The 20918-nt window shown below is 44.0% G+C and carries 15 protein-coding genes and 1 tRNA gene; 5 read left to right on the top strand and 11 right to left on the bottom strand.

The genetic code is table 11. The annotated features are described in order from the left end of the window. Positions 1-8: 8 nt before the first annotated feature. The 3 genes from rpoD to OC193_RS02085 all read left to right on the top strand — a co-directional run bounded on the left by rpoD (position 9) and on the right by OC193_RS02085 (position 3565). Entirely contained in the window at positions 9-1853 is a 1845-nt protein-coding gene (rpoD, locus tag OC193_RS02095) for an RNA polymerase sigma factor RpoD (protein ID WP_048614894.1), read from the top strand. Between the two features lie 163 nt (positions 1854-2016). Continuing rightward, a tRNA-Ile gene (locus tag OC193_RS02090) sits at positions 2017-2092 on the top strand. Between the two features lie 204 nt (positions 2093-2296). Beyond that, the gene (locus tag OC193_RS02085) at positions 2297-3565 is read left to right on the top strand and encodes an O-acetylhomoserine aminocarboxypropyltransferase/cysteine synthase family protein (RefSeq protein ID WP_048657999.1); all 1269 of its coding nucleotides are present in this window, start codon (positions 2297-2299) and stop codon (positions 3563-3565) included. Positions 3566-3641: 76 nt separating this feature from the next. Here OC193_RS02085 and OC193_RS02080 read toward each other — a convergent pair whose 3' ends face one another. The 4 genes from OC193_RS02080 to OC193_RS02065 all read right to left on the bottom strand — a co-directional run bounded on the left by OC193_RS02080 (position 3642) and on the right by OC193_RS02065 (position 7788). After that, a complete protein-coding gene (locus OC193_RS02080; RefSeq protein ID WP_123961588.1) occupies positions 3642-4484 on the bottom strand; it encodes an IS3 family transposase in 843 nt (280 codons plus the stop codon). Beyond that, a complete protein-coding gene (locus OC193_RS02075) occupies positions 4481-4990 on the bottom strand; it encodes a helix-turn-helix domain-containing protein (RefSeq protein WP_048662683.1) in 510 nt (169 codons plus the stop codon). Before OC193_RS02075 ends, OC193_RS02080 begins: the two co-directional genes overlap by 4 nt. Positions 4991-5079: 89 nt before the next feature. Further along, positions 5080-6912: a glutamine--fructose-6-phosphate transaminase (isomerizing) gene (gene glmS / locus OC193_RS02070; protein ID WP_048662756.1), complete on the bottom strand. Its 1833-nt coding sequence runs from the start codon at positions 6910-6912 to the stop codon at positions 5080-5082. Positions 6913-7017: 105 nt separating this feature from the next. Then, positions 7018-7788, bottom strand: a complete 771-nt coding sequence (locus OC193_RS02065; RefSeq protein WP_048662755.1) for a DeoR/GlpR family DNA-binding transcription regulator — start codon at positions 7786-7788, stop codon at positions 7018-7020. A gap of 429 nt (positions 7789-8217) precedes the next feature. Here OC193_RS02065 and pykF point away from each other — a divergent pair, with 429 nt between their 5' ends. Both pykF and OC193_RS02055 read left to right on the top strand, forming a co-directional pair. Beyond that, a complete protein-coding gene (pykF, locus tag OC193_RS02060; RefSeq protein ID WP_017061403.1) occupies positions 8218-9630 on the top strand; it encodes a pyruvate kinase PykF in 1413 nt (470 codons plus the stop codon). Between the two features lie 224 nt (positions 9631-9854). After that, positions 9855-10478 carry a GntR family transcriptional regulator gene (locus OC193_RS02055; protein ID WP_048662754.1) on the top strand — a complete coding sequence of 208 codons (624 nt, stop codon included), beginning with the start codon at positions 9855-9857 and terminating at the stop codon, positions 10476-10478. A 600-nt stretch (positions 10479-11078) separates the two neighbouring features. Here OC193_RS02055 and OC193_RS02050 read toward each other — a convergent pair. The 7 genes from OC193_RS02050 to OC193_RS02020 all read right to left on the bottom strand — a co-directional run bounded on the left by OC193_RS02050 (position 11079) and on the right by OC193_RS02020 (position 20737). Further along, positions 11079-12962, bottom strand: a complete 1884-nt coding sequence (locus OC193_RS02050; RefSeq protein WP_048662753.1) for a sensor domain-containing diguanylate cyclase — start codon at positions 12960-12962, stop codon at positions 11079-11081. A 113-nt stretch (positions 12963-13075) separates the two neighbouring features. Beyond that, positions 13076-13570 carry an acetolactate synthase small subunit gene (gene ilvN / locus OC193_RS02045; protein WP_008219984.1) on the bottom strand — a complete coding sequence of 165 codons (495 nt, stop codon included), beginning with the start codon at positions 13568-13570 and terminating at the stop codon, positions 13076-13078. Between the two features lies 1 nt (position 13571). Next, entirely contained in the window at positions 13572-15311 is a 1740-nt protein-coding gene (locus OC193_RS02040; protein ID WP_048657996.1) for an acetolactate synthase 3 large subunit, read from the bottom strand. Between the two features lie 460 nt (positions 15312-15771). Beyond that, positions 15772-17580 carry an AMP-dependent synthetase/ligase gene (locus OC193_RS02035; protein WP_048657995.1) on the bottom strand — a complete coding sequence of 603 codons (1809 nt, stop codon included), beginning with the start codon at positions 17578-17580 and terminating at the stop codon, positions 15772-15774. A 201-nt stretch (positions 17581-17781) separates the two neighbouring features. Further along, positions 17782-18741 carry a transcriptional regulator LeuO gene (gene leuO, locus OC193_RS02030; protein ID WP_019826889.1) on the bottom strand — a complete coding sequence of 320 codons (960 nt, stop codon included), beginning with the start codon at positions 18739-18741 and terminating at the stop codon, positions 17782-17784. 346 nt (positions 18742-19087) lie between these two features. Next, positions 19088-20158 carry an MJ1255/VC2487 family glycosyltransferase gene (locus tag OC193_RS02025; protein ID WP_048662752.1) on the bottom strand — a complete coding sequence of 357 codons (1071 nt, stop codon included), beginning with the start codon at positions 20156-20158 and terminating at the stop codon, positions 19088-19090. Between the two features lie 54 nt (positions 20159-20212). Then, positions 20213-20737: a phosphatase PAP2 family protein gene (locus OC193_RS02020; protein WP_048662751.1), complete on the bottom strand. Its 525-nt coding sequence runs from the start codon at positions 20735-20737 to the stop codon at positions 20213-20215. Positions 20738-20918 lie beyond the last annotated feature (181 nt).

Raw genomic sequence — 20918 nt, 5'->3', positions numbered from 1 at the left:
TATCATCTATGGATCAAAATCCGCAGTCACAGCTTAAATTACTTGTTATTAAAGGCAAGGAACAAGGCTATCTGACCTACGCCGAAGTAAACGACCACCTACCTGCAGAAATCGTGGATTCTGAACAGGTAGAAGACATCATTCAAATGATTAACGACATGGGTATCAAGGTAGTTGAAACTGCACCTGATGCTGATGATCTAGCACTTAATGATGACGATGCCAATATAGATGAAGATGCAGCCGAAGCTGCAGCTGCTGCGCTTTCAAGCGTAGAAAGCGAGATTGGCCGTACTACTGACCCAGTTCGTATGTACATGCGTGAAATGGGTACAGTTGAACTACTGACTCGTGAAGGCGAAATCGACATTGCGAAGCGTATTGAAGATGGTATCAATACAGTTCAACTATCGGTTGCTGAGTACCCAGGCACTATTCCATACATCTTGGAACAGTTTGACCGCGTACAAGCAGAAGAGATTCGCTTAACAGACCTAATCAATGGCTTTGTTGACCCAGACGACGATGGCACAGCTGCGCCAACGGCGACTCACATCGGTTCAGAACTTGCTGAAACTGATCTGGAAGACGAAGACAAAGAAGACGCAGAAGACGACGAGGAAGAGGAAGAAGAAGATACAGGTATCGATCCTGAGCTTGCTCTTGAGAAGTTCACAGCACTTCGTACTAGCTACCAGAATCGTCAACTAGCGATCAACGAGTACGGCCATGAAAGCCCGAAAGCAATGCTTGCAACGACAATGATGCAAGACGTATTCAAAGAGTTCCGTCTAACACCAAAACAGTTTGATTACCTAGTAAACGAACTGCGTAACTCTATGGATCGTGTACGTACTCAAGAACGCCTAATCATGCGTCAAACGGTTGAGTACGGCAAAATGCCGAAGAAATCTTTCATTGCTCTATTTACTGGCAACGAATCTAGCGAAGCATGGTTGGATGAAGTTCTTGCTTCAGACAAGCCATACGCAGAAAAGATTAAACGTAACGAGCACGACATCCGTCGCTCTATCCAAAAGCTGGATATGATCGAACGTGAAACGTCTCTTACTGTTCAAAGCATCAAAGATATCAGCCGTCGCATGTCTATCGGTGAAGCGAAAGCTCGTCGTGCGAAGAAAGAGATGGTTGAAGCGAACTTACGTCTAGTAATCTCGATTGCTAAGAAGTACACAAACCGTGGTCTACAATTCCTGGATCTAATCCAAGAAGGTAACATCGGTCTGATGAAAGCGGTAGATAAGTTTGAATACCGTCGTGGTTACAAGTTCTCTACTTACGCTACTTGGTGGATCCGTCAAGCAATCACTCGTTCGATTGCCGACCAAGCTCGTACTATCCGTATTCCGGTTCACATGATCGAAACGATCAACAAACTAAACCGTATCTCTCGTCAAATGCTACAAGAGATGGGTCGTGAACCACTTCCGGAAGAGTTGGCTGAGCGCATGCAAATGCCTGAAGACAAGATCCGTAAAGTACTGAAAATCGCTAAAGAGCCAATCTCAATGGAGACACCGATCGGTGACGACGAAGATTCGCACCTAGGTGATTTCATCGAGGATACAACGCTAGAACTACCTCTAGACTCTGCAACGGCAACCAGCCTACGCGGTGCAACTAAAGACGTTCTTGCAGGCCTAACACCTCGTGAAGCTAAAGTACTGCGTATGCGTTTCGGTATCGACATGAACACTGACCACACTCTTGAAGAGGTTGGTAAACAGTTCGACGTAACTCGTGAACGTATCCGTCAGATCGAAGCAAAAGCACTGCGTAAACTTCGTCACCCAAGCCGCTCAGAAACTCTGCGTAGCTTCCTAGACGAGTAATCGCACACTCAAGTGTGGTTAGCTTTTAAGCATAAATAAGAAAAGGTGAGCGTTGGCTCACCTTTTTTTTATCTGTGTGATTTAAGTGGCTAAGATGTAAGCGGAATTGCCCCTTATAGTGTCTAGACACCATTGAACGCTTCCCCTATAATCTATGCCCTACGGCCCCTTAGCTCAGTGGTTAGAGCGCACGACTCATAATCGTTCGGTCCCCAGTTCAAATCTGGGAGGGGCCACCAAATTAGAAAAGCCAGAACAGTTCATGCTGCTCTGGCTTTTTGCTTTTCTAAATCTGTACAACTTACGCCCTGCATTTCCTAACCAATAACGAATCATCCCGCACACAATTCCAATTGCCTCTCTGTGACTAAACATACTTTTCTTTTATAAAAAAATCGGCAATATGAGTGTACACAAATCATTCAATAGTTCAGGGAAGAAACATGAAAGACGAAACACTCTCGATTCACTTCGGCTACGAAACTGATCCAACAACCAAATCGGTTGCCACACCTATTTACCAAACCGTCGCTTACGAATTCGATGACGCACAACATGGCGCCGACCTGTTTAACCTTGCGGTGCCAGGTAATATCTACACACGGATAATGAATCCAACCAATGATGTGTTAGAAAAACGCATGGCAGCCTTAGAAGGGGGGATTGCAGGCTTAGTGGTAAGTGCGGGCAGTGCTGCGATCAACTACGCGATTCAGACGTTGGCGCAAATCGGTGACAACATTGTCTCAACGCCTCAGCTTTACGGTGGTACTTACACCCTATTTGCTCACATGTTGCCAAACCAAGGAATTGAAGTTCGTTTTGCTAAAGACGACAAACCAGAAAGCTTAGCGGCACTGATCGATGAAAAAACCAAGGCGGTTTACTGTGAAAGTATTGGTAACCCTGCTGGTAATATCATCGACTTAGAACGTGTTGCAGAACTTGCCCACGCACAAGGAGTGCCTGTGATTGTTGATAACACAGTCGCGACGCCTGTGCTGTGTAAACCTATCGATTTTGGTGCTGACATCGTGGTGCACTCACTAACCAAATACGTGGGTGGTCACGGTACAACGTTAGGTGGCGTGATTGTCGATTCAGGAAAATTCCCATGGGCAGAGCACAAAGAGCGCTTCCCTGTTTTTAATCAGCCAGAGCCTTCTTATCATGGCGTGGTTTATACCGAGGCATTTGGTGAGGCTGCGTTTATTGGTCGAGCTAGAACGGTTCCCCTACGTAATACAGGTGCAGCACTGTCGCCAATGAATGCTTTCATGTTGATGCAAGGCTTGGAGACATTGTCGTTACGTATGGAGCGACACACAGAGAATGCATTGAAAGTGGCAGAATACCTCAGCCAACACGAAAAAGTCAGTTGGGTAAGCTACGCTGGTCTGCCTAGCTCAGAATTCTACCCGCTTGCTGAAAAATACATGCAGGGTAAGCCATCGGCTATTCTATCTTTTGGCTTGAAGGACGGTTATGAAGCTGGTGTCCGCTTCTACGACGCGCTACAAATCTTCAAGCGCCTAGTGAACATTGGTGATGCCAAGTCTCTGGCTTGCCACCCTGCTTCTACAACACACCGTCAGCTAAGCGAAGCAGAACAAAAGCAAGCCGGTGTATCACCAGAGATGATTCGCCTCTCAGTAGGTATCGAGCACATTGACGATATCTTGGCTGACCTAGAGCAAGCACTTAGCGCTTAATGACGCTACAGCTTTAAGTAACAGACATAAAAAAGCCCATCACAGTGAAGTGACCCCGTAAAGTTGGACATTTCTGTTAAGCGGCTTTCAAGGCCTGAGTTCGATATTCTATCGGAGTCAGGCCTTTTAGTTTCACTTTTATACGTTTGGTATTGTAGTACTCGATGTATTCTTTAATTTGCTCTATCAGAGCATCTGCATCTTCAAAGCTTTGGTTGTGATACATCTCTGTTTTGAGTAAAGCAAAAAAGTTTTCAGCAACCGCATTATCCAAGCAGTTACCTTTTCTCGACATGCTTTGCGTTAACCCACTCTCCGCTACCTTTTTCTGATACTGTCGATGGCGATATTGCCAACCTTGATCGCTGTGTATAATTGGCTTTGAGTTGGGTTTCAGCTTTGATATAGCCTCCGTCAGCATATCCGTGACAAGCGGCAAGCAGGCATTTTGGGCCACTCTATAAGCAACCACTTCCTGAGTAAACAAGTCGACAATGGGAGACAAGTATACTTTCTGCTCTTTGACTTTGAACTCCGTGACATCAGTTACCCACTTTTCGTCGGGTTGAGTCGCACTAAAATCTCTTTCAAGCACGTTGGGAGCTGCTGTTCCAGACTCTCCTCGGTATGAACGATACTTTTTAATCCTGACTGTCGATTTAAGGTTCAGCTGAGCCATAAGTCTTTGAACCGTTTTGTGATTAAGCACGACCCCCTGATTTTTTAGTTCCAAGTGAATACGGCGGTAGCCGTATCGACCCTTATGTTCATGATAAATTGACTTTATCAACCGCAGCTCACGTTCGTAGCTATTTGGGCGCTTGCTCGTTTGAGCCTGATAATAAAAGACACTTTTTGCCAGCTGTAGAGTGTGCAGTAAGTGCTTTAGTGGGTACTTGCCTTTAAGAGTTAGAGCTATGACCGCTTTTTCTTTGTTCGACGGTTTTTTTCCTGCTCCAACTCTTCCAACTTTTTTAGAACGGCATTCTCGGTTCGTAAGTAGACCAACTCCTCTTTTAGCTCCTCAAGCGTCATTTCATTATCAGGCTTAGTGGTACGTTGAGGTTGCTGTTTCATTGAGGGTCTTCCTTTCTGGCGCATTTTGAGCCCTTTGATACCCAGCTCATTAAATCGTTTGAGCCAGACAGAGAGTATCCCAGGGGATGAGAGGTTTAATACAGCGCTAGTGTGCGTGAGAGACCATTCATTCGTCCACATTAAATTCAATGCTTTTCGCTTTGTCTGAGCAGAGGCAGCATGCTTAGTTGGTAAAAATGAATCAGTACCATGGATGGCAAAGACTTGAGCCCAATACCGTATCTGTCTTGAAGAGATTGAATATTGTTTTGCTAAGCAGAGAGATGACGTGCCATCTAAATATTGCTTAGCAATGATACATTTTAGCTCTCGGCTATATTTGGACATAAAAAGACCCCCAATAATTGGTGTCCAACTATTGGGGGTCAGTTCACAGGATGGGCTTCTTATTATCTATTTCTTAGATAAGCTGTCGATTACTCAACCGTTACAGCTTTCGCTAGGTTACGAGGTTGGTCAACGTCGGTACCTTTGATCAACGCAACATGGTAAGACAGCAGCTGCATTGGTACTGTGTAGTAGATAGATGCAGTTACTTCACTTACATGAGGCATCTTGATGATCTTCATGTTCTCATCGCTTTCGAAACCAGCAGCTTCATCTGCAAATACATACAGCAGACCGCCACGAGCACGGACTTCTTCAACATTTGATTTCAGCTTCTCTAGCAAGTCGTTACTTGGTGCAATAACCACAACTGGCATATCTGCATCGATAAGAGCCAAAGGACCGTGCTTAAGCTCACCAGCCGCGTATGCTTCTGCGTGGATGTAAGAGATCTCTTTCAGTTTAAGAGATGCTTCCATCGCGATTGGGTAGAACTCACCACGACCCAAGAACAGTGTGTGGTGCTTATCAGCAAAATCAGGTGCCAGTGCTTCGATCTCTTTATCAAACGCTAATGCTTTCTCGATATCAGCAGGCAGTTGGTGAAGTGCTTGAACGATTTCCGCTTCTTTCTCTTCATTGATACGACCTTGTAGACGACCAATTGACGTTACCATCATCAGCATAGCCGCTAGCTGTGTTGTGAAGGCTTTAGTAGAAGCAACACCGATCTCCGTTCCTGCGCGAGTCATAAAGGCAAAATCAGACTCACGAACAAGCGAAGAACCTGCTACGTTACAGATGGTCATTGCTGACATGTAACCCTTCTCTTTTGCAAGACGAAGTGCAGCAAGCGTATCAGCCGTTTCACCAGACTGAGACAGAGTCACTAAAAGGCTGTTCGGGCGAACAACGAAATCACGGTAACGGAACTCAGAAGCGATCTCTACGTCACAGCTTACGCCAGCTAGAGATTCAAACCAGTAGCGAGCAGCCATACCTGAGTTGTAAGAGGTGCCACATGCGATGATCTGCACGTGTTCAACCTTGCTTAGAATCTCTTCAGCTTTAACGCCGATAGCATTAGTGATCACAGACGTATCTGAAATACGACCTTCCATTGTGTTGATCAGCGCGGTTGGCTGTTCGAAGATCTCTTTCTGCATGAAGTGACGGTATTGACCTTTGTCACCAGCATCGTGTTCTGCGTTTGATTCTACGATTTCACGCTCTACACGCTCACCCGCTACATCAAATACCGTTACATCACGACGAGTAACCTCAGCAACATCACCTTCTTCTAGGTACATGAAACGACGAGTTACGCTTAATAGTGCAAGTTGGTCAGAGGCTAGGAAATTCTCGCCCACACCAAAACCGATAACGATTGGGCTACCTGAACGAGCAACTACAATACGGCTAGGATCTTTACGATCAACCGCCACCGTGCCGTATGCACCGTCTAATTGTTTCGCTGTCTTTTGAAGCGCTTCAACCAAAGAAGCTGAAGTACGAAGTTCCCATTCAACTAAGTGAGCGATAACTTCAGTATCCGTTTGTGAAGTAAACACATAACCACGCTCTTGAAGAAGAGCACGCAGCGCTTCGTGGTTTTCGATAATACCATTGTGTACAACAGCAATATCACCAGACATGTGTGGGTGTGCATTCGCTTCAGATGGTTCACCGTGCGTTGCCCAACGTGTATGAGCGATACCAGTACCGCCAATCACATGTTGCTGATCGACTGCGTCTGCTAGCTCTTGTACTTTACCAAGGCGGCGCACACGAGTTAGGTTAGATTCAGTATCGACTACAGCGACACCTGCTGAATCGTAGCCACGGTATTCTAGGCGACGAAGGCCTTCTACTAAAATTTCAGCTACATCACGCTGTGCTACTGCACCAACAATTCCACACATAGTTTCACTCCATCAATTTTTTTATTCCTATTGGCAGCAAGCAAAGGCCATATCTTTATTAAGATCAATTATAGGAAGGTAAATGCATAATATTTTAATTTGTTTTTACGCTGGATCAGTCAGGATCACGCGAACATCATGTGATTCGATACTTGCTTTAGATTCGTCGCCCAAGTCTGTATCGGTAATTAAGATGTCAATGTGTTCCCATGCCAGCTCTAAGTTCGGGATCTTTCGTCCCACTTTTTCCGACTCAACCATCACGATCACTTCTCGTGACACTTCAGCCATTACTTTGCTCAGGCCAACCAGTTCGTTAAACGTAGTTGTGCCTCTATCAAGGTCGATACCATCTGCCCCGATAAATAGTTGGTCAAAATCGTAAGCGCGGAGCACCGACTCTGCGACTTTGCCTTGGAAAGAGTCCGAATGGGTATCCCAAGTGCCGCCAGTCATTAATAACGTCGGCTCGCTTTCAAGCTCATTAAGCGCATTAGCGACGTGCAATGAGTTGGTCATCACAACCAAGCCACGCTTAGCATTTAGCTGCTGAATTAGGGCACCGGTAGTACTGCCACTATCGATCACGATGCGGTTATGGTCGCGAATTAAATCTGCAGCGGCTTTTGCCAATGAAACCTTTCGAGTCGAAACTTGTTGACCCAGTTCTTCGTTGACAACCTCTTTCGGTAACGAAATCGCACCACCATAACGGCGTAAAAGCTGACCGTTTTTCTCTAAAGACGCCAAGTCCTTTCTAATAGTGACCTCTGAGGTTTCGAACTTAGCGGATAATTCATCAACACTAACCTCCCCTTTTTCATTCACTAGGTTAGAAATTGCATGTCTTCTGAGCTGGGTGTTTCGTTTCGACATTTAAAAAAGGCCACTAAGTTTCGATATGAAACATATTATAGTTACAACGAAACTATTTAGTCCATTTATTTTGATCCAAAAAATTAATAAATAGCGATAAAACCTTGTCCTAAGACAATTGTTAAGCAGTGATATTGAACTCATTAGGTGGTAGAATCCGCACCCGAAAAGAAAAAAAATTACAAAACTGACTGTTATTTTTTTGCAACTTACCGCCTATATAGTGGGGTAAGTCACAGAAAACCGATATTGAATCAAATTCTTTTGGTCATAAAATGACTAAAACTGATGAAAGACTTACAACTCTGAAGGACATATTGGAAGTCCCGCGCTTTTACACAACAGGCACAAAATGTTGATGTAGCGGACCAATCTTCAGAACTTAAATAAATTTCAAATTGTAACAATACTTACCGGAGAGTACCTTCCATGAAAAAGACCAAAATCGTATGTACGATTGGCCCTAAAACTGAATCTGTAGAGAAGCTAACTGAACTAGTAGATGCTGGCATGAACGTTATGCGTCTTAACTTCTCTCACGGTGATTTCGCAGAGCACGGCACTCGTATCGCGAACTTCCGTAAAGTAATGGAAAATAAAGGTGAGCAACTTGCTATCCTTCTAGATACTAAAGGTCCAGAAATCCGTACTATCAAACTTGAAGATGGTAACGACGTAGATCTAGTAGCTGGTCAAGAGTTCACTTTCACAACTGACGCAACAGTTGTTGGTAACAAAGACGTAGTAGCAGTAACTTACCTAGGTTTCGCTAAAGACCTAACTGCAGGTAACACTATCCTTGTTGATGACGGCCTAATCGAAATGGAAGTTATCGCAACAACAGAAACTGAAGTTAAGTGTAAAGTTCTTAACAACGGTGCTCTAGGCGAAAACAAAGGTGTTAACCTTCCTGGCGTTTCTGTTCAACTTCCAGCTCTTTCTGAGAAAGACAAAGCTGACCTTAAGTTTGGTTGTGAGCAAGGCGTAGATTTCGTTGCTGCTTCTTTCATCCGTAAAGAAGAAGACGTTAAAGAAATCCGTGAGCTTCTAAACGCTAACGGCGGCGAGAACATCCACATCATTTCTAAGATTGAAAACCAAGAAGGTGTAGATAACTTCGATTCAATCCTTGAAGCTTCTGATGGCATCATGGTTGCTCGTGGTGACCTAGGTGTTGAAATCCCAGCTGAAGAAGTAATCTTCGCTCAGAAGATGATGATCGAGAAGTGTAACCGTGCACGTAAGATGGTTATCACAGCAACTCAAATGCTTGACTCTATGATCAGCAACCCACGTCCAACTCGTGCAGAAGCGGGTGACGTTGCGAACGCAATCATGGATGGTACTGATGCAGTAATGCTTTCTGGCGAAACTGCTAAAGGTAAGTACCCAGTTGAAGCTGTTACTATCATGGCTCAAATCGCGAACCGCACTGATTCAGCTCTTAAAGCTGAGCTAGGTTCTCGTCTAGACAGCCCACGTCTACGCATCACTGAAGCTGTATGTAAAGGCGCTGTAGACACAGCAGAGAAGCTAGCTGCTCCTCTAATCGTTGTTGCAACTGAAGGCGGTAAGTCTGCACGTTCAGTACGTAAGTACTTCCCAACTGCAAACATCCTTGCTCTAACAACTAACGAGAAGACAGCTGCACAGCTAGTTCTTACTAAAGGTGTTAAGCCAGTTCTTGTTGACTCTATCGAGAACACAGACGCGTTCTACATCAACGGTAAAGAAATCGCTCTACAATCTGGCCTAGGTAACAAAGGCGACATCGTAGTTATGGTTTCTGGTGCTCTAGTAGCTTCTGGTACTACAAATACGGCATCTGTTCACGTTCTATAAGAATGAACCGATTCGCATAAAATATAAAAGAGGGCTTCGGCCCTCTTTTTTTATGAAACAAAATCTTGCCTAACTTTTCAGTACGCTGTATTATCAATCACAATAGAACTACGTACTGTTAACTTCCAATTGGCTCTTTCTAAGAGACGGATTAGCAGACTAGAAATCATATATAGATGAGGTTTGTAATGTCTAGTCCTACGCTCACTGACAAAGTATCAAAGATGATTCGCCAAGATATTCTTAATGGTGAGTTAACCCCAGGTCAAAAGCTCGTTGTTGCTGATCTAAAAGCACGCTACGACGTTGGCGCATCTCCTATTCGCGAAGCCTTGGTACAGTTATCTTGGAGCAAATACGTAAAACTAGAGCCACAAAAAGGCTGCTGGGTATCTCCTGTATCAAAGAAAGAATTGAATGACCTATACGAAAGCCTTCGTGTTGTCTCTTCTGTTCTACTAAAAAAGGCGATTTCAGCGGGTGATGAGAGCTGGGAACTGGATGTACTAACGTCTTACCATAAACTGTCACGAGTACAGTACGTATCTGAAGAGTTTGATTGTGTTGAATGGGAAGAGCGCCACCAACAATTCCACGTTGCGTTACTTGAAGGCGCTGATTCAGAAAACATGTTTAAGTTCTTTGATGACCTGATCAACCAAGTGAAACGTTACCGCTTCCTCGCTATGTCTGCAGAAAGCGCATCAGATGATCTGTTCAATATTGATGAACACGAAATGATCATGAAACTAGTACTGTCTAAGAATGTAGAACAAGCGACTGAACTGCTTGATCAACACCTGCTAGGTTCAATGAAACGAATTGAAGAAGTTATCGAAGCGGCATAACGCTAAAGTAGCTTCTAACCAAATAAAAACGGAGCCCAATGGCTCCGTTTTTTGTTTCCAGTATTACGACTGAACTACCACCCAAAAAACTCTTTGTGATGAGTATTGAGTAGCACAACCATAGGTAAAAAATACAAAGCACTCAATTGAAAGCCAAGAATGGCTAATGTGCCTATGGTTAACCTCACTAAAAAATCGACAAACATACCACGCCTCTTTTAACCAGACTGTATGATCCCCAAACTCTTGCTCCAGCTAACCTAATTCTACTGCTGCCTTTCAAATCATTGAAAAGGCTAGCTAATCAGTTGAATTAAGTTAACGGTGTCATCCTTTTACATCTGGTAAACACTCTATTTATTACATCGTTTAACACGATGTAATCTGAAGCAAAGTAGTTTACTTATTGTTCATTTTAGCTCAAATTTTCATCGGCATTAGACTTTAGTCTAACTGTATAGATTTTGTGACATAGGTCGCTCAAAAGTGAGATTCCTATAAAAAGGGGGAGAGATAAAGTGAGTCGGGGCCAGCTTGAAGAGGTGAAGCAAAGAGAAGAAAGGATTAGATAGAAGCGAATCTAAGCGAATCTAAGCGAATCTAAGCGACATCATCGTAGCTAGGACACATAGAGACCGTATTACGACCAGACGATTTAGATTCGTAAAGCGCAACATCGGCACACTTGTATGAGCGAGTACTGTTACTTGTTAAATCAGTAAAGCCAACACTCACCGTTACCTTAGTTCCGGCTGCCAGTTCAATCTCTATTCGCAAGCGATCCAATACGCGCTTTGCTTCTGGCAGAGACGTGTGTGGCATCAACAGTGCAAACTCTTCTCCTCCGACACGTGCAACAAAGTCAGTCCCGCGAAGGCTATCTTGCAGAAGCTTAGCGACACTTGCTATCACTCGGTCGCCTTCGTCATGACCAAGTTCGTCGTTGATTCGCTTGAAGTTATCGATATCGACTAAAGCTAAACAAGTCGTAGATTCATTAGGGTAACGCTCAACCAAGCGAGAATAATACGCGAGCTGCTCTTCGAACTTTCGTCTATTCCAAAGATTACTCAAAGAGTCACGTTCACTTAAGATCCTCAAACGTACTTCAAGCTCCTTCCTTACCGAAATATCCACCAACGAGGTGATGTAATAGCTGACTTTACCCGAATTGTTTTTGACCACATGCACTCGCATGATCGCTGTAAAAGGAATACGCAGTTTGTTCTTACACTGAACTTCCCCTTCCCATACTTCTTCTTGCTCTAAATGACTCCAGATAGCCGAACTTGAGAGTACTTGGTCGGTATTCTCAAGCAACAACTGCAGGGCATTCTGACCGATAACTTGTTTTTTGCAGTACCCAGTCATGTTCTCAAATTCGTTGTTGATCATCATTGTGCGGTGCTGCTTGTCAGAGATCATCACTGCCGACATGCCATTCAATGCGGCGCGCGCCAATTTACTCTCAAGGCTTCGGCGTCGATAGTGCGTCACCAAGTAAGCAAATGGGAAGGCGAAAATCAGCACCGTAATCAAAACAATGACCTCTTCGTAGGCCAAATCATTCAGGTCACGCTCAGCCCGCTCCATCAGTTGCTTCTGATTAAGTTGAATCAGCAAATGGACCTTTTGACTGTTCGCAAGCATAACCGTGTTAAAGGCAAACAAGTTGTCACCTTCAAAAACGTACCCCACCTGCTCATTGGAGATCGCATCCCACGTCTTTGGCGCGATATTTTTCAGGTTGTAACCCTTTCTTTCAGGAATAGCGTCTCCGAACAACTTATCGCTGTTGTTACTCGCGATGAAATAACCCGCTTCATTGACAACTTCAGATCTAAGGTCGTTATCAGGTGAAAAGCTAAGACGCGACGATAAGCCCCATACATCGAGATTAATGACTAGATAGCCCACTCTTTTGTCAGGGGTTTCTACCGGGGTAAATACACGGATTACTGGCGAGTAAGGAAAGGTGACTTCACCATGCTCCGTTTCAAGCTCAATCCCCCAGCCGCCAATCTGTTCGGCTTCTAGTTTTTGAGCGTATTGGAAGTAGTTAGAATCCGACCTATCTTGCAGTTGCTGGGGTAACGTCACCCTACCGGTATCAGAGGAATAGTTAACGCGCACCAGCTCTTTACCTGTGATATCTAACAGGTGGATTTGTGTATACCACTTCTGGTTCACGAGAACAGATTGCCAGACCTCTTCAAGTAGATATTTAGTTTGGTCTGAGGGAGAAGAAGCAAAGTTAACCAAACTCTGGCTATGACTGAGTAGCTCCATTACCGAAACTAACTGAGTCTTGAGAAGATCATAATCTCGCTTGGCATACACTAGCTGATGGACAGCCTGCTTAGCTGAGTAGTCAAAGCTCTCTTGTTTTACTTCTTTGTAACGCTGCAAATAATACAGGCATACTGCAGAAGACAATATGATAGAGATAATAAGCAATGTAATTATTGATTTTTTATTTCGCATTGCTAACTCAGATGAATGGAAGTGCAGCGCAGGATTATAGCACTCTAAAAAATTAACAAAATAAAAGCCGCTTAAAAAAGCGGCTTTAAATATATTTTTTAAAGACTTATCGTCTAGGCTTTCAACGCACGTTCGCCTCGTGCGATACCAACAACACCACTTCGAGCCACTTCAAGCACTTCTGTTACTTCAGACAGCGCCTGAATGAATGCATCCAGTTTCTCGCTCGTACCCGCCATTTGAACCGTATATTGCGAAGCCGTTACATCAACAATCTGACCACGGAAGATATCTGCTGTGCGCTTCACTTCTGCGCGAGCAAAGCCGCTCGCGCGAACTTTAACCATCAACAGCTCACGTTCAATGTGCTCAAGCTCAGACACTTCTTGCACTTTTAGTACGTCGATTAGCTTATGCAGCTGTTTCTGGATCTGCTCAAGCTGCATTTCGCTCGAGTTAGTGGTTACATTAAGACGAGACAGCGTCGGATCATCGGTTGGCGATACGTTCAAAGACTCGATGTTGTAGCCACGCTGAGAAAACAAGCCAACTACACGAGAAAGCGCACCCGGTTGGTTTTCCATTAGTAGTGAAATAATGTGTCTCATATTATGTTCTCTCCGTTTTGCTTAGCCACATGTTATCCATACCCTCGCCTTTGATTTGCATTGGGTATACGTGCTCGGTGTCATCCACACTAATATCGACAAATACCAAACGGTCTTTCATCGCTAGTGCTTTTTCCAAACCTGATTCCAGTTCATCCGGAGATGAAATACGCATACCAACGTGGCCATAAGCCTCAGCAATAGCAGCAAAATCAGGAACAGAGTCCATATATGAGTTAGAGTAACGACCTTGATAAACAATGTCTTGCCACTGTTTTACCATGCCTAGGAAACGGTTGTTAAGGTTAATAATCTTAACGGGAATATTGTATTGCAGTGCAGTCGACAGCTCTTGGATATTCATTTGAATACTGCCGTCACCGGTTACTACAACCACTTCTTCGTCTGGTTTTGCAAACTTAACGCCCATACCAGCAGGCAGACCAAAGCCCATCGTGCCTAGACCACCAGAGTTAATCCAACGACGTGGCTTGTTAAACGGGTAGTACAATGCTGCAAACATTTGGTGCTGACCTACATCCGAAGCAACGTAAGCATCACCATTAGTTACTTTATGAAGTGTTTCAATAACTTGTTGTGGTTTGATGCACTCTGAAGATTTTTCATAAGCTAGGCAATCACGATCTTGCCACACCTTGATTTCACTCCACCAGCTTTCCATTGCTTCTACATCATTGGTGCCGCCTTGCTCAACGAGCAGGTTGACCATACTCTCTAGAACTTTTTCAGCAGAACCTACAATCGGTAGATCCACTTTTACGTTCTTAGAGATCGAAGATGGGTCGATATCAATGTGCATGATCTTCGCATCAGGACAGTACTTATCTAGGTTATTGGTCGTTCGGTCATCAAAACGCACGCCAATACCAAAGATCAAGTCCGCATTGTGCATTGCCATATTGGCTTCATACAAACCATGCATACCCAACATGCCCAAAGAGTTCTTATGGGTGCCAGGGAAAGCGCCAAGCCCCATTAGGGTACTTACCACGGGTAAATTCAGTGCCTCTGCTAATTTTAACAGCGGCTTATCTGCCTCAGAAATAACCGCACCACCACCGACATAAAGTACCGGCTTCTTCGCTTCAAGAAGGGCTTTTAGTGCCTTTTTGATTTGACCTTTATGACCCGTAACCGTTGGGTTATACGAACGCATTTTGATCGTTTCTGGGTATTCATAAGGAAGTTTGATTTGTGGGTTTAAGATATCTTTTGGCAGATCAATAACCACAGGACCAGGACGTCCTGTCGTTGAAATATAGAATGCTTTTTTAACGACTTCAGGGATATCTTCCGCTTTCTTAACTAAGAAGCTGTGTTTAACGATCGGGCGGGATACACCCACGATGTCACACTCTTGGAAGGCGTCGTTACCAATAAGGTTATTTGGTACGTTACCAGAAATAACAATCATTGGAATTGAGTCCATGTAGGCTGTTGCAATACCAGTAACGGTATTGGTCGCACCTGGACCAGAACACACAAGTACTACACCCGGTTTACCGGTAGAACGAGTGTAGCCATCTGCCATGTGGGTAGCGGCTTGTTCGTGTCGTACTAATACGTGTTTAATTTCATTAGTTTTAGCATGCAGCGCATCGTAGATATCAAGTACAGAACCACCTGGGTAACCAAAAATTTGTTCTACACCCTCTTCAATTAGAGACTGCACCACCATCTCAGCGCCGGATAACATTGCTGTTTCAGGTTTTGTTGTCATATTGCTCTCCTCACCAGTTTCCAATCATATTTGGTGAACATGTTGGGCTGGTTTTTCATAGTCTAGGGCTTATTCGTAGCCTAATTCGAAATACTTCCACTTTTTCGGCTATGGCTGTCTGTCGTGATAACAACAAACAGTAATACGAAACAACTTTAACGCTTTATTATCATCTGGTCTAACACCTGTTATTCGTCAACTGTGCCAAAAAACTAACTATTAGCTCAAAGCATCAAATAAAACCCAAACCAACCTTAACAACTAGTTTTAAAAACTAGTACACTAGCAAAAAAAAGCACTTAATATTTCGATAGATCGCTATTTATCGATAAACAGCGAGCCTGTTGGTGTGCGCTTTCGCACATAGTGCTGTGTCATTAGATACAAAAAATCCCCCTAAAAATGCAATCACATTCGTAGGGGGATTTTTAAACAACTGAAAATTTATCTAAGCAGAAAACTACTTATCTTTAGGCTGTTCGTTGTACATTTCTTCGATTTCGTCTTGATACTTATCGTTGATAACTTTACGACGCAATTTCTGAGTTGGTGTCAGTTCACCATCATCCATCGAAAATGCTTTCGGTAGCAGTTTGAATTTCTTCACTTGTTCAAACTTAGCCAGCTCTTGCTGTAGGTCATTGACACGCTTTTCTAGCATCTCAACGATTTGGTGATGCTTAACAAGCTCAACGCGATCGTGATACTTGATATTAAGCTCTTTGGCGTACTCTTCTAGCGAGTCATAACAAGGTACAATCAGCGCAGAAACGAATTTGCGTGTATCAGCAATAACAGCAATCTGTTCGATAAAGTGATCTTTACCAATCGCTCCTTCAACCACTTGCGGTGCAATGTACTTACCACCAGAGGTTTTCATCAACTCTTTGATACGATCAGTAATGAACAGGTTACCATTTTCATCAAAATGACCCGCATCACCAGTTTTCAGGAAGCCGTGCTCGTCAAACGTCTTAGCCGTCTCTTCTGGCATCTTGTAATAGCCACGCATCACCATTGGACCACGTACAAGAATCTCGTCCTTCGCACCAATCTTCACTTCAGCACCCGGCATCGACATACCAATCGAATCAGGATTAAAACAGCGGTCATCCCAGCAAGATACTGTTGCTGTAGTTTCTGTCATCCCATAGCCAAGTTTTACGTTGACACCGATAGCATGGAAGAAGCGACCAATCGTCTCATCTAGCTTCGCGCCACCACATGGCATGAAGTTGATGTTACCACCTAGCAAAGCTCGCAGTTTAGACAGCACAAGCTTATCGGCTAGTGCATGGCTCTTCTTCAGCATTAACGATGGAGTACGGCCTTCCTGGTGACAAACTGAAAGCTTCGCTCCCATGTTCACCGCCCAAGTAAATAGCACTTTACGGATAAACGGCGCTTTAGATACCTTCTCGTGAATAGCTGAGAAGATCTTCTCATAGAAACGTGGAACCGCACACATTACGGTAGGTTTCACATCGCTTAGCGCATCACGCACTTGCATCGTATCTTGCAGGTAGCAGTTGGTTGCGCCTTTATAGAGAACGTAGAACGTCCAAGCACGCTCAAATACGTGTGATAACGGTAGGAAACACAATGAGACATCGTCTTTGCTTAAGCTAAGGCGCTCATCGTGGCCTTCTAACTGGTAGCCAATATTGGTGTAATCAAGCATTACGCCTTTTGGCTGACCCGTGGTACCAGAGGTATAGATAAGAGTCAGTAGGTCGTCCATGCTTGCATCAGCAAGACGCACGTCAAGTTCAGCTTGTTGTGCTTCAACGCCACGCGACATGAAGTCATTCCAAGATACGGCAAAGCTGTGTCCTTGTAGGTCGATGTCATCAGACATAGCTACAACCACTTCTAGCTGCTCGCACTCTTCAAACAGGCTAACCGCCGCATCGAATTGAACTTGCTCACCAACGAATAAGATCTTCACATCTGCATTTTGGATGATGTAAGAAGACTGAGCTGCTGTGTTGGTTGGATAAATCGGCACAGTCACAAGACGTGCTTGTAAAGATGCAAAATCTGCCACGGTCCATTGAGGCATATTGTTCGAATAGATACCGATCTTATCCTGAACTCTCAGTCCTTGAGCCAACAGTGCTAATGAAAGCGTATCGATTTGTTGTCCAAACTGTTCCCAGCTAATGCCTTGCCATACATTGTCTACTTTGTGCTTCAAAGCTGTACGGTTGCCGCCTTGGGCAATTTGGTCACGAAGTCTTTTTACGATATGAAAATCTAAATTGGCCATCTCTTTACCTTTGGCTTACACCTGTAAGCTTTTTTGAGCGCACAAGTGTACCTCTGATCATGGAAAAGGCAACTGATGAAGCTCAAAGTTATCAGTAATAGTACGTCTAACGCTAAGTTTTCTATCCACTAAAATAGCGCGCATAAAAAAGCCCCAAGCCAGACTCCTAGCTTAGGGCTTATAAATCATAGGGATTAGTGTCTAGTTAAGTGCCACTACTTCGCCACAGATCATCATTAACTGATCTCGTAACCAAATGTGTCCTTTATCCTTTTCACTTGATTCGTGCCAGCTTAGGAAGCCAGAAATCGCCGCATTATCGAATGGGAAATCTAGAATCTGAAGCTGCTCTTTGTTTGCAGCATGTTCAACCATCCAACGAGGAGCAATTGTTACTAGTTCAGATTGGCCTACAACGTAAAGAACGTTGCTCAAGCTCGTACCTTCGTAGAAAGGCGTGCAATCTAGGTCACGGTAAGCTTGCTCAGAGAAGCTACGTTGACCATGGATGCGAGACAGTTTTGCGTGCTTTTCGTTAAGCAGCTCTGCCGCAGAAACTTCACCGTTGATGCGTGGGTGAGAAGCAGAAGCAACCACAACTAACTCGTCTTGGAAGATTTCAGTGCTTGAGAAGCCTTGCTCATCAAAACGAGCGTAATCAATAACGAAGTCGATTTCTTGGTAACGCATACGCTCAGAAAGTTGACGATCGAATTCAGCATCCATGTGCAGTTTAACGCTAGGTGCTTGGTCGTTGATTGTCGACATAATCTTAGGAGCAAAACGCATGTCACAAGGGCTGCAAATCGCAAGTTTGAACAGGCGAGAAGACGACTCTGGAGAGAACACAGAACTTGGTAGTTCGTTGCGTACTAATTGTAGCGCTTGGCGGATTGGACCAAACAACTGACGAGCACGTTGAGTCGGTTGAATACCACGACCTTGACGCATGAATAGTTCGTCGTTAAACATCACTTTTAGACGAGCAACAGCGTTACTTACAGCAGGCTGAGACATACCCAGATTGTGAGCTGCACGTGTAATGTTTTGCTCTTGCATAACTGCATCAAATACAGTCAAAAGATTTAAGTCGACTCCACGAAGTGTGCTTTCCATTCTGTAGCTTGCAATAGCACTCATTGCGTCTTTTTTATCTAACATTCAAGTTGCCTCTTGTCGGTTCGACAGCGTTAAATTGGTAATGGTATGAGAATAGATAACCACTAATTCTTATATTTATCAGACCGATGTTTTTCGGATTGACATTACTATTAACCAATACATCTCGAGCTACCAACAAGATTGATAAAGAATAATTTTATTTTACCTTAATGATTAAATAACTTCTAAAAATCAGTAATTTATAGAGTTATAAAAAAATATAAAAAGCTTAACTTATGAGTTTGATTTCGACTTATTTAGCTGTTCTATCTTTTGGTTACAATTGTTACAATTTATTGAACCGATGAATTAGTTGACCAGCTGATTCAGAAATAACACTTATGAGTTAGGTGAGCGATGCATAACTTGGAAAGTCTACCTTGTCCCAAAGTTGCTTTCTTAAGTCATCTTGATTAGACCAATTTCCCGCTAATACCCACTCAACGAGTGCACTTGCCACGTCTGGATAGGTGACCACTTCAACCTGTTTTTCACTGAGCCAAGCACGCAAGATAGCTGCATCTAAAAAGGTCATGGTCTGAGCTAATCCAAGAGCCTCTAGCGTCGCCACATTGCTCTGTTGTTCGAACTGCCCTTCAAGTGGTTTGAGAAGCAATTTCTTCCCTAAGGTTAAAGCTTCAGACGGCAATTCAAAGCCGCCATTTGCGACTACACCTGAGCACTGATTAAGGTCGAATTGGAAGCCCGCATGACTGAGTGGTTTGAACTCAATATTTTCGACTCGGCTATGCTCAATAACATCTGGGTGGTAACAGACAAAATTGTGCGAAATGAACTTCATCAGCAGCTCTGAGATCGACTCAAGAGCCTCAAATGGCAAATAGACCAACGTAAAGTCTTGTGCTGTTTTGGTTTGTTGCTCACCAACTAGCGTGGGAGCGATAGGCGTATGAACAATAGGTGGAAGTATCGGCTGTTCAAAGTGATACCAGTGCAACCCAATTGAGTGCGCGGTTGGGGCGAAATGTTGAATCACTGAATGTTCAATCCAATTACCCCCTTCTTTGGGTACATCATAACGAAACGCATTCTGGTGGCTTATCCCTATGCAAGGTACGCCCTGTCTTTTAGCTGCCCAAGCGGTCACGGGTTCAAAGTCGTTAAGCACTAAATCATATGGTGTCAGATCGATCTGGTTAATCTCACTGAGAAATCGCCAGATGTTGTTCTTCATGAATGTTTTGCCGTATTTAACCTGCCCTTGCTCGCTGTAAAAAGTTAAGCCGCTGCGGGTCTGATAGTTGCCAAACGCTTCCATCGAAAAGTATTTGCTTGCTTCTCGGCCTGAAAAGAGAAAATCAACATCGATATTTTGCTGACGAAACGCGACAGCCATTGCTCTCGCTCGAGCGATGTGCCCATTTCCTGTGCCTTGTACACCATATAAGATTTTCATGCATGTTCCTTTAAGTTTGCCACTTAAGCTCGGCAGTGGTTGCCAACAAAATAATTACAGGATGAAGCTGATAGCAAGGCTAGTACAAGCAATGCCCAAGGCTGCGCCAATCAGTACGTCTGTTAAAAAGTGCACACCAAGTAAGATTCGAGAGCCAGCAATCGCAGTTGCCCAAAACAAACTAAAGAGATATAAGCTCGGATAGAAATGTCCGATTAGCGTCGCCATAACAAAAGCCGCCGCGGAATGCCCAGATGGCAGGCTGTATTTATCGGATGGCACAATGTGGGAATAAAGCAGTGAAGAGAACTCTGCCGGTCTGCGGCGTTTGAGGGTATTTTTCGCGAGCCAGTAGATAGGCAACTCGATGGCAAAGGCGGTTAAACCGACCAATAGAAAATCTCGGCCAGTACTGCTATCAGCCAACAAAGCAATCAATGCAATTAACACGTAAAGGTGTCCATCTCCAGTATGAGACACCGCTTTACTGAGCGTTGCATGTTGCCCGCCATAGCGGTTGTTTAAACAGAAAACAGAAAATGCCACATCCCAGCGGACAATAGGTTCGATTGTACGCATACGATCTCCTTAACAATCCTTATTCAGTTAAGGCTCAAGTTATGCTCAACAAATGACAGTTAAGTGACGTTTTGAATGAACTAAAATGAAATTTCCTTGGGATGCGCAGTACAGCCGCTCGGGCCAAGGATATGAAAAAACATCCTATAAAGATAAAGCGGCACTAGGCCGCTTTATTGTT

The sequence above is a fragment of the Vibrio crassostreae genome (genome assembly GCF_024347415.1).
Taxonomy (GTDB): Bacteria; Pseudomonadota; Gammaproteobacteria; order Enterobacterales; family Vibrionaceae; genus Vibrio; species Vibrio crassostreae.
Note: the sequence above shows the minus strand (reverse complement) of the source record. Positions and strands in the feature narration are given on the sequence as shown.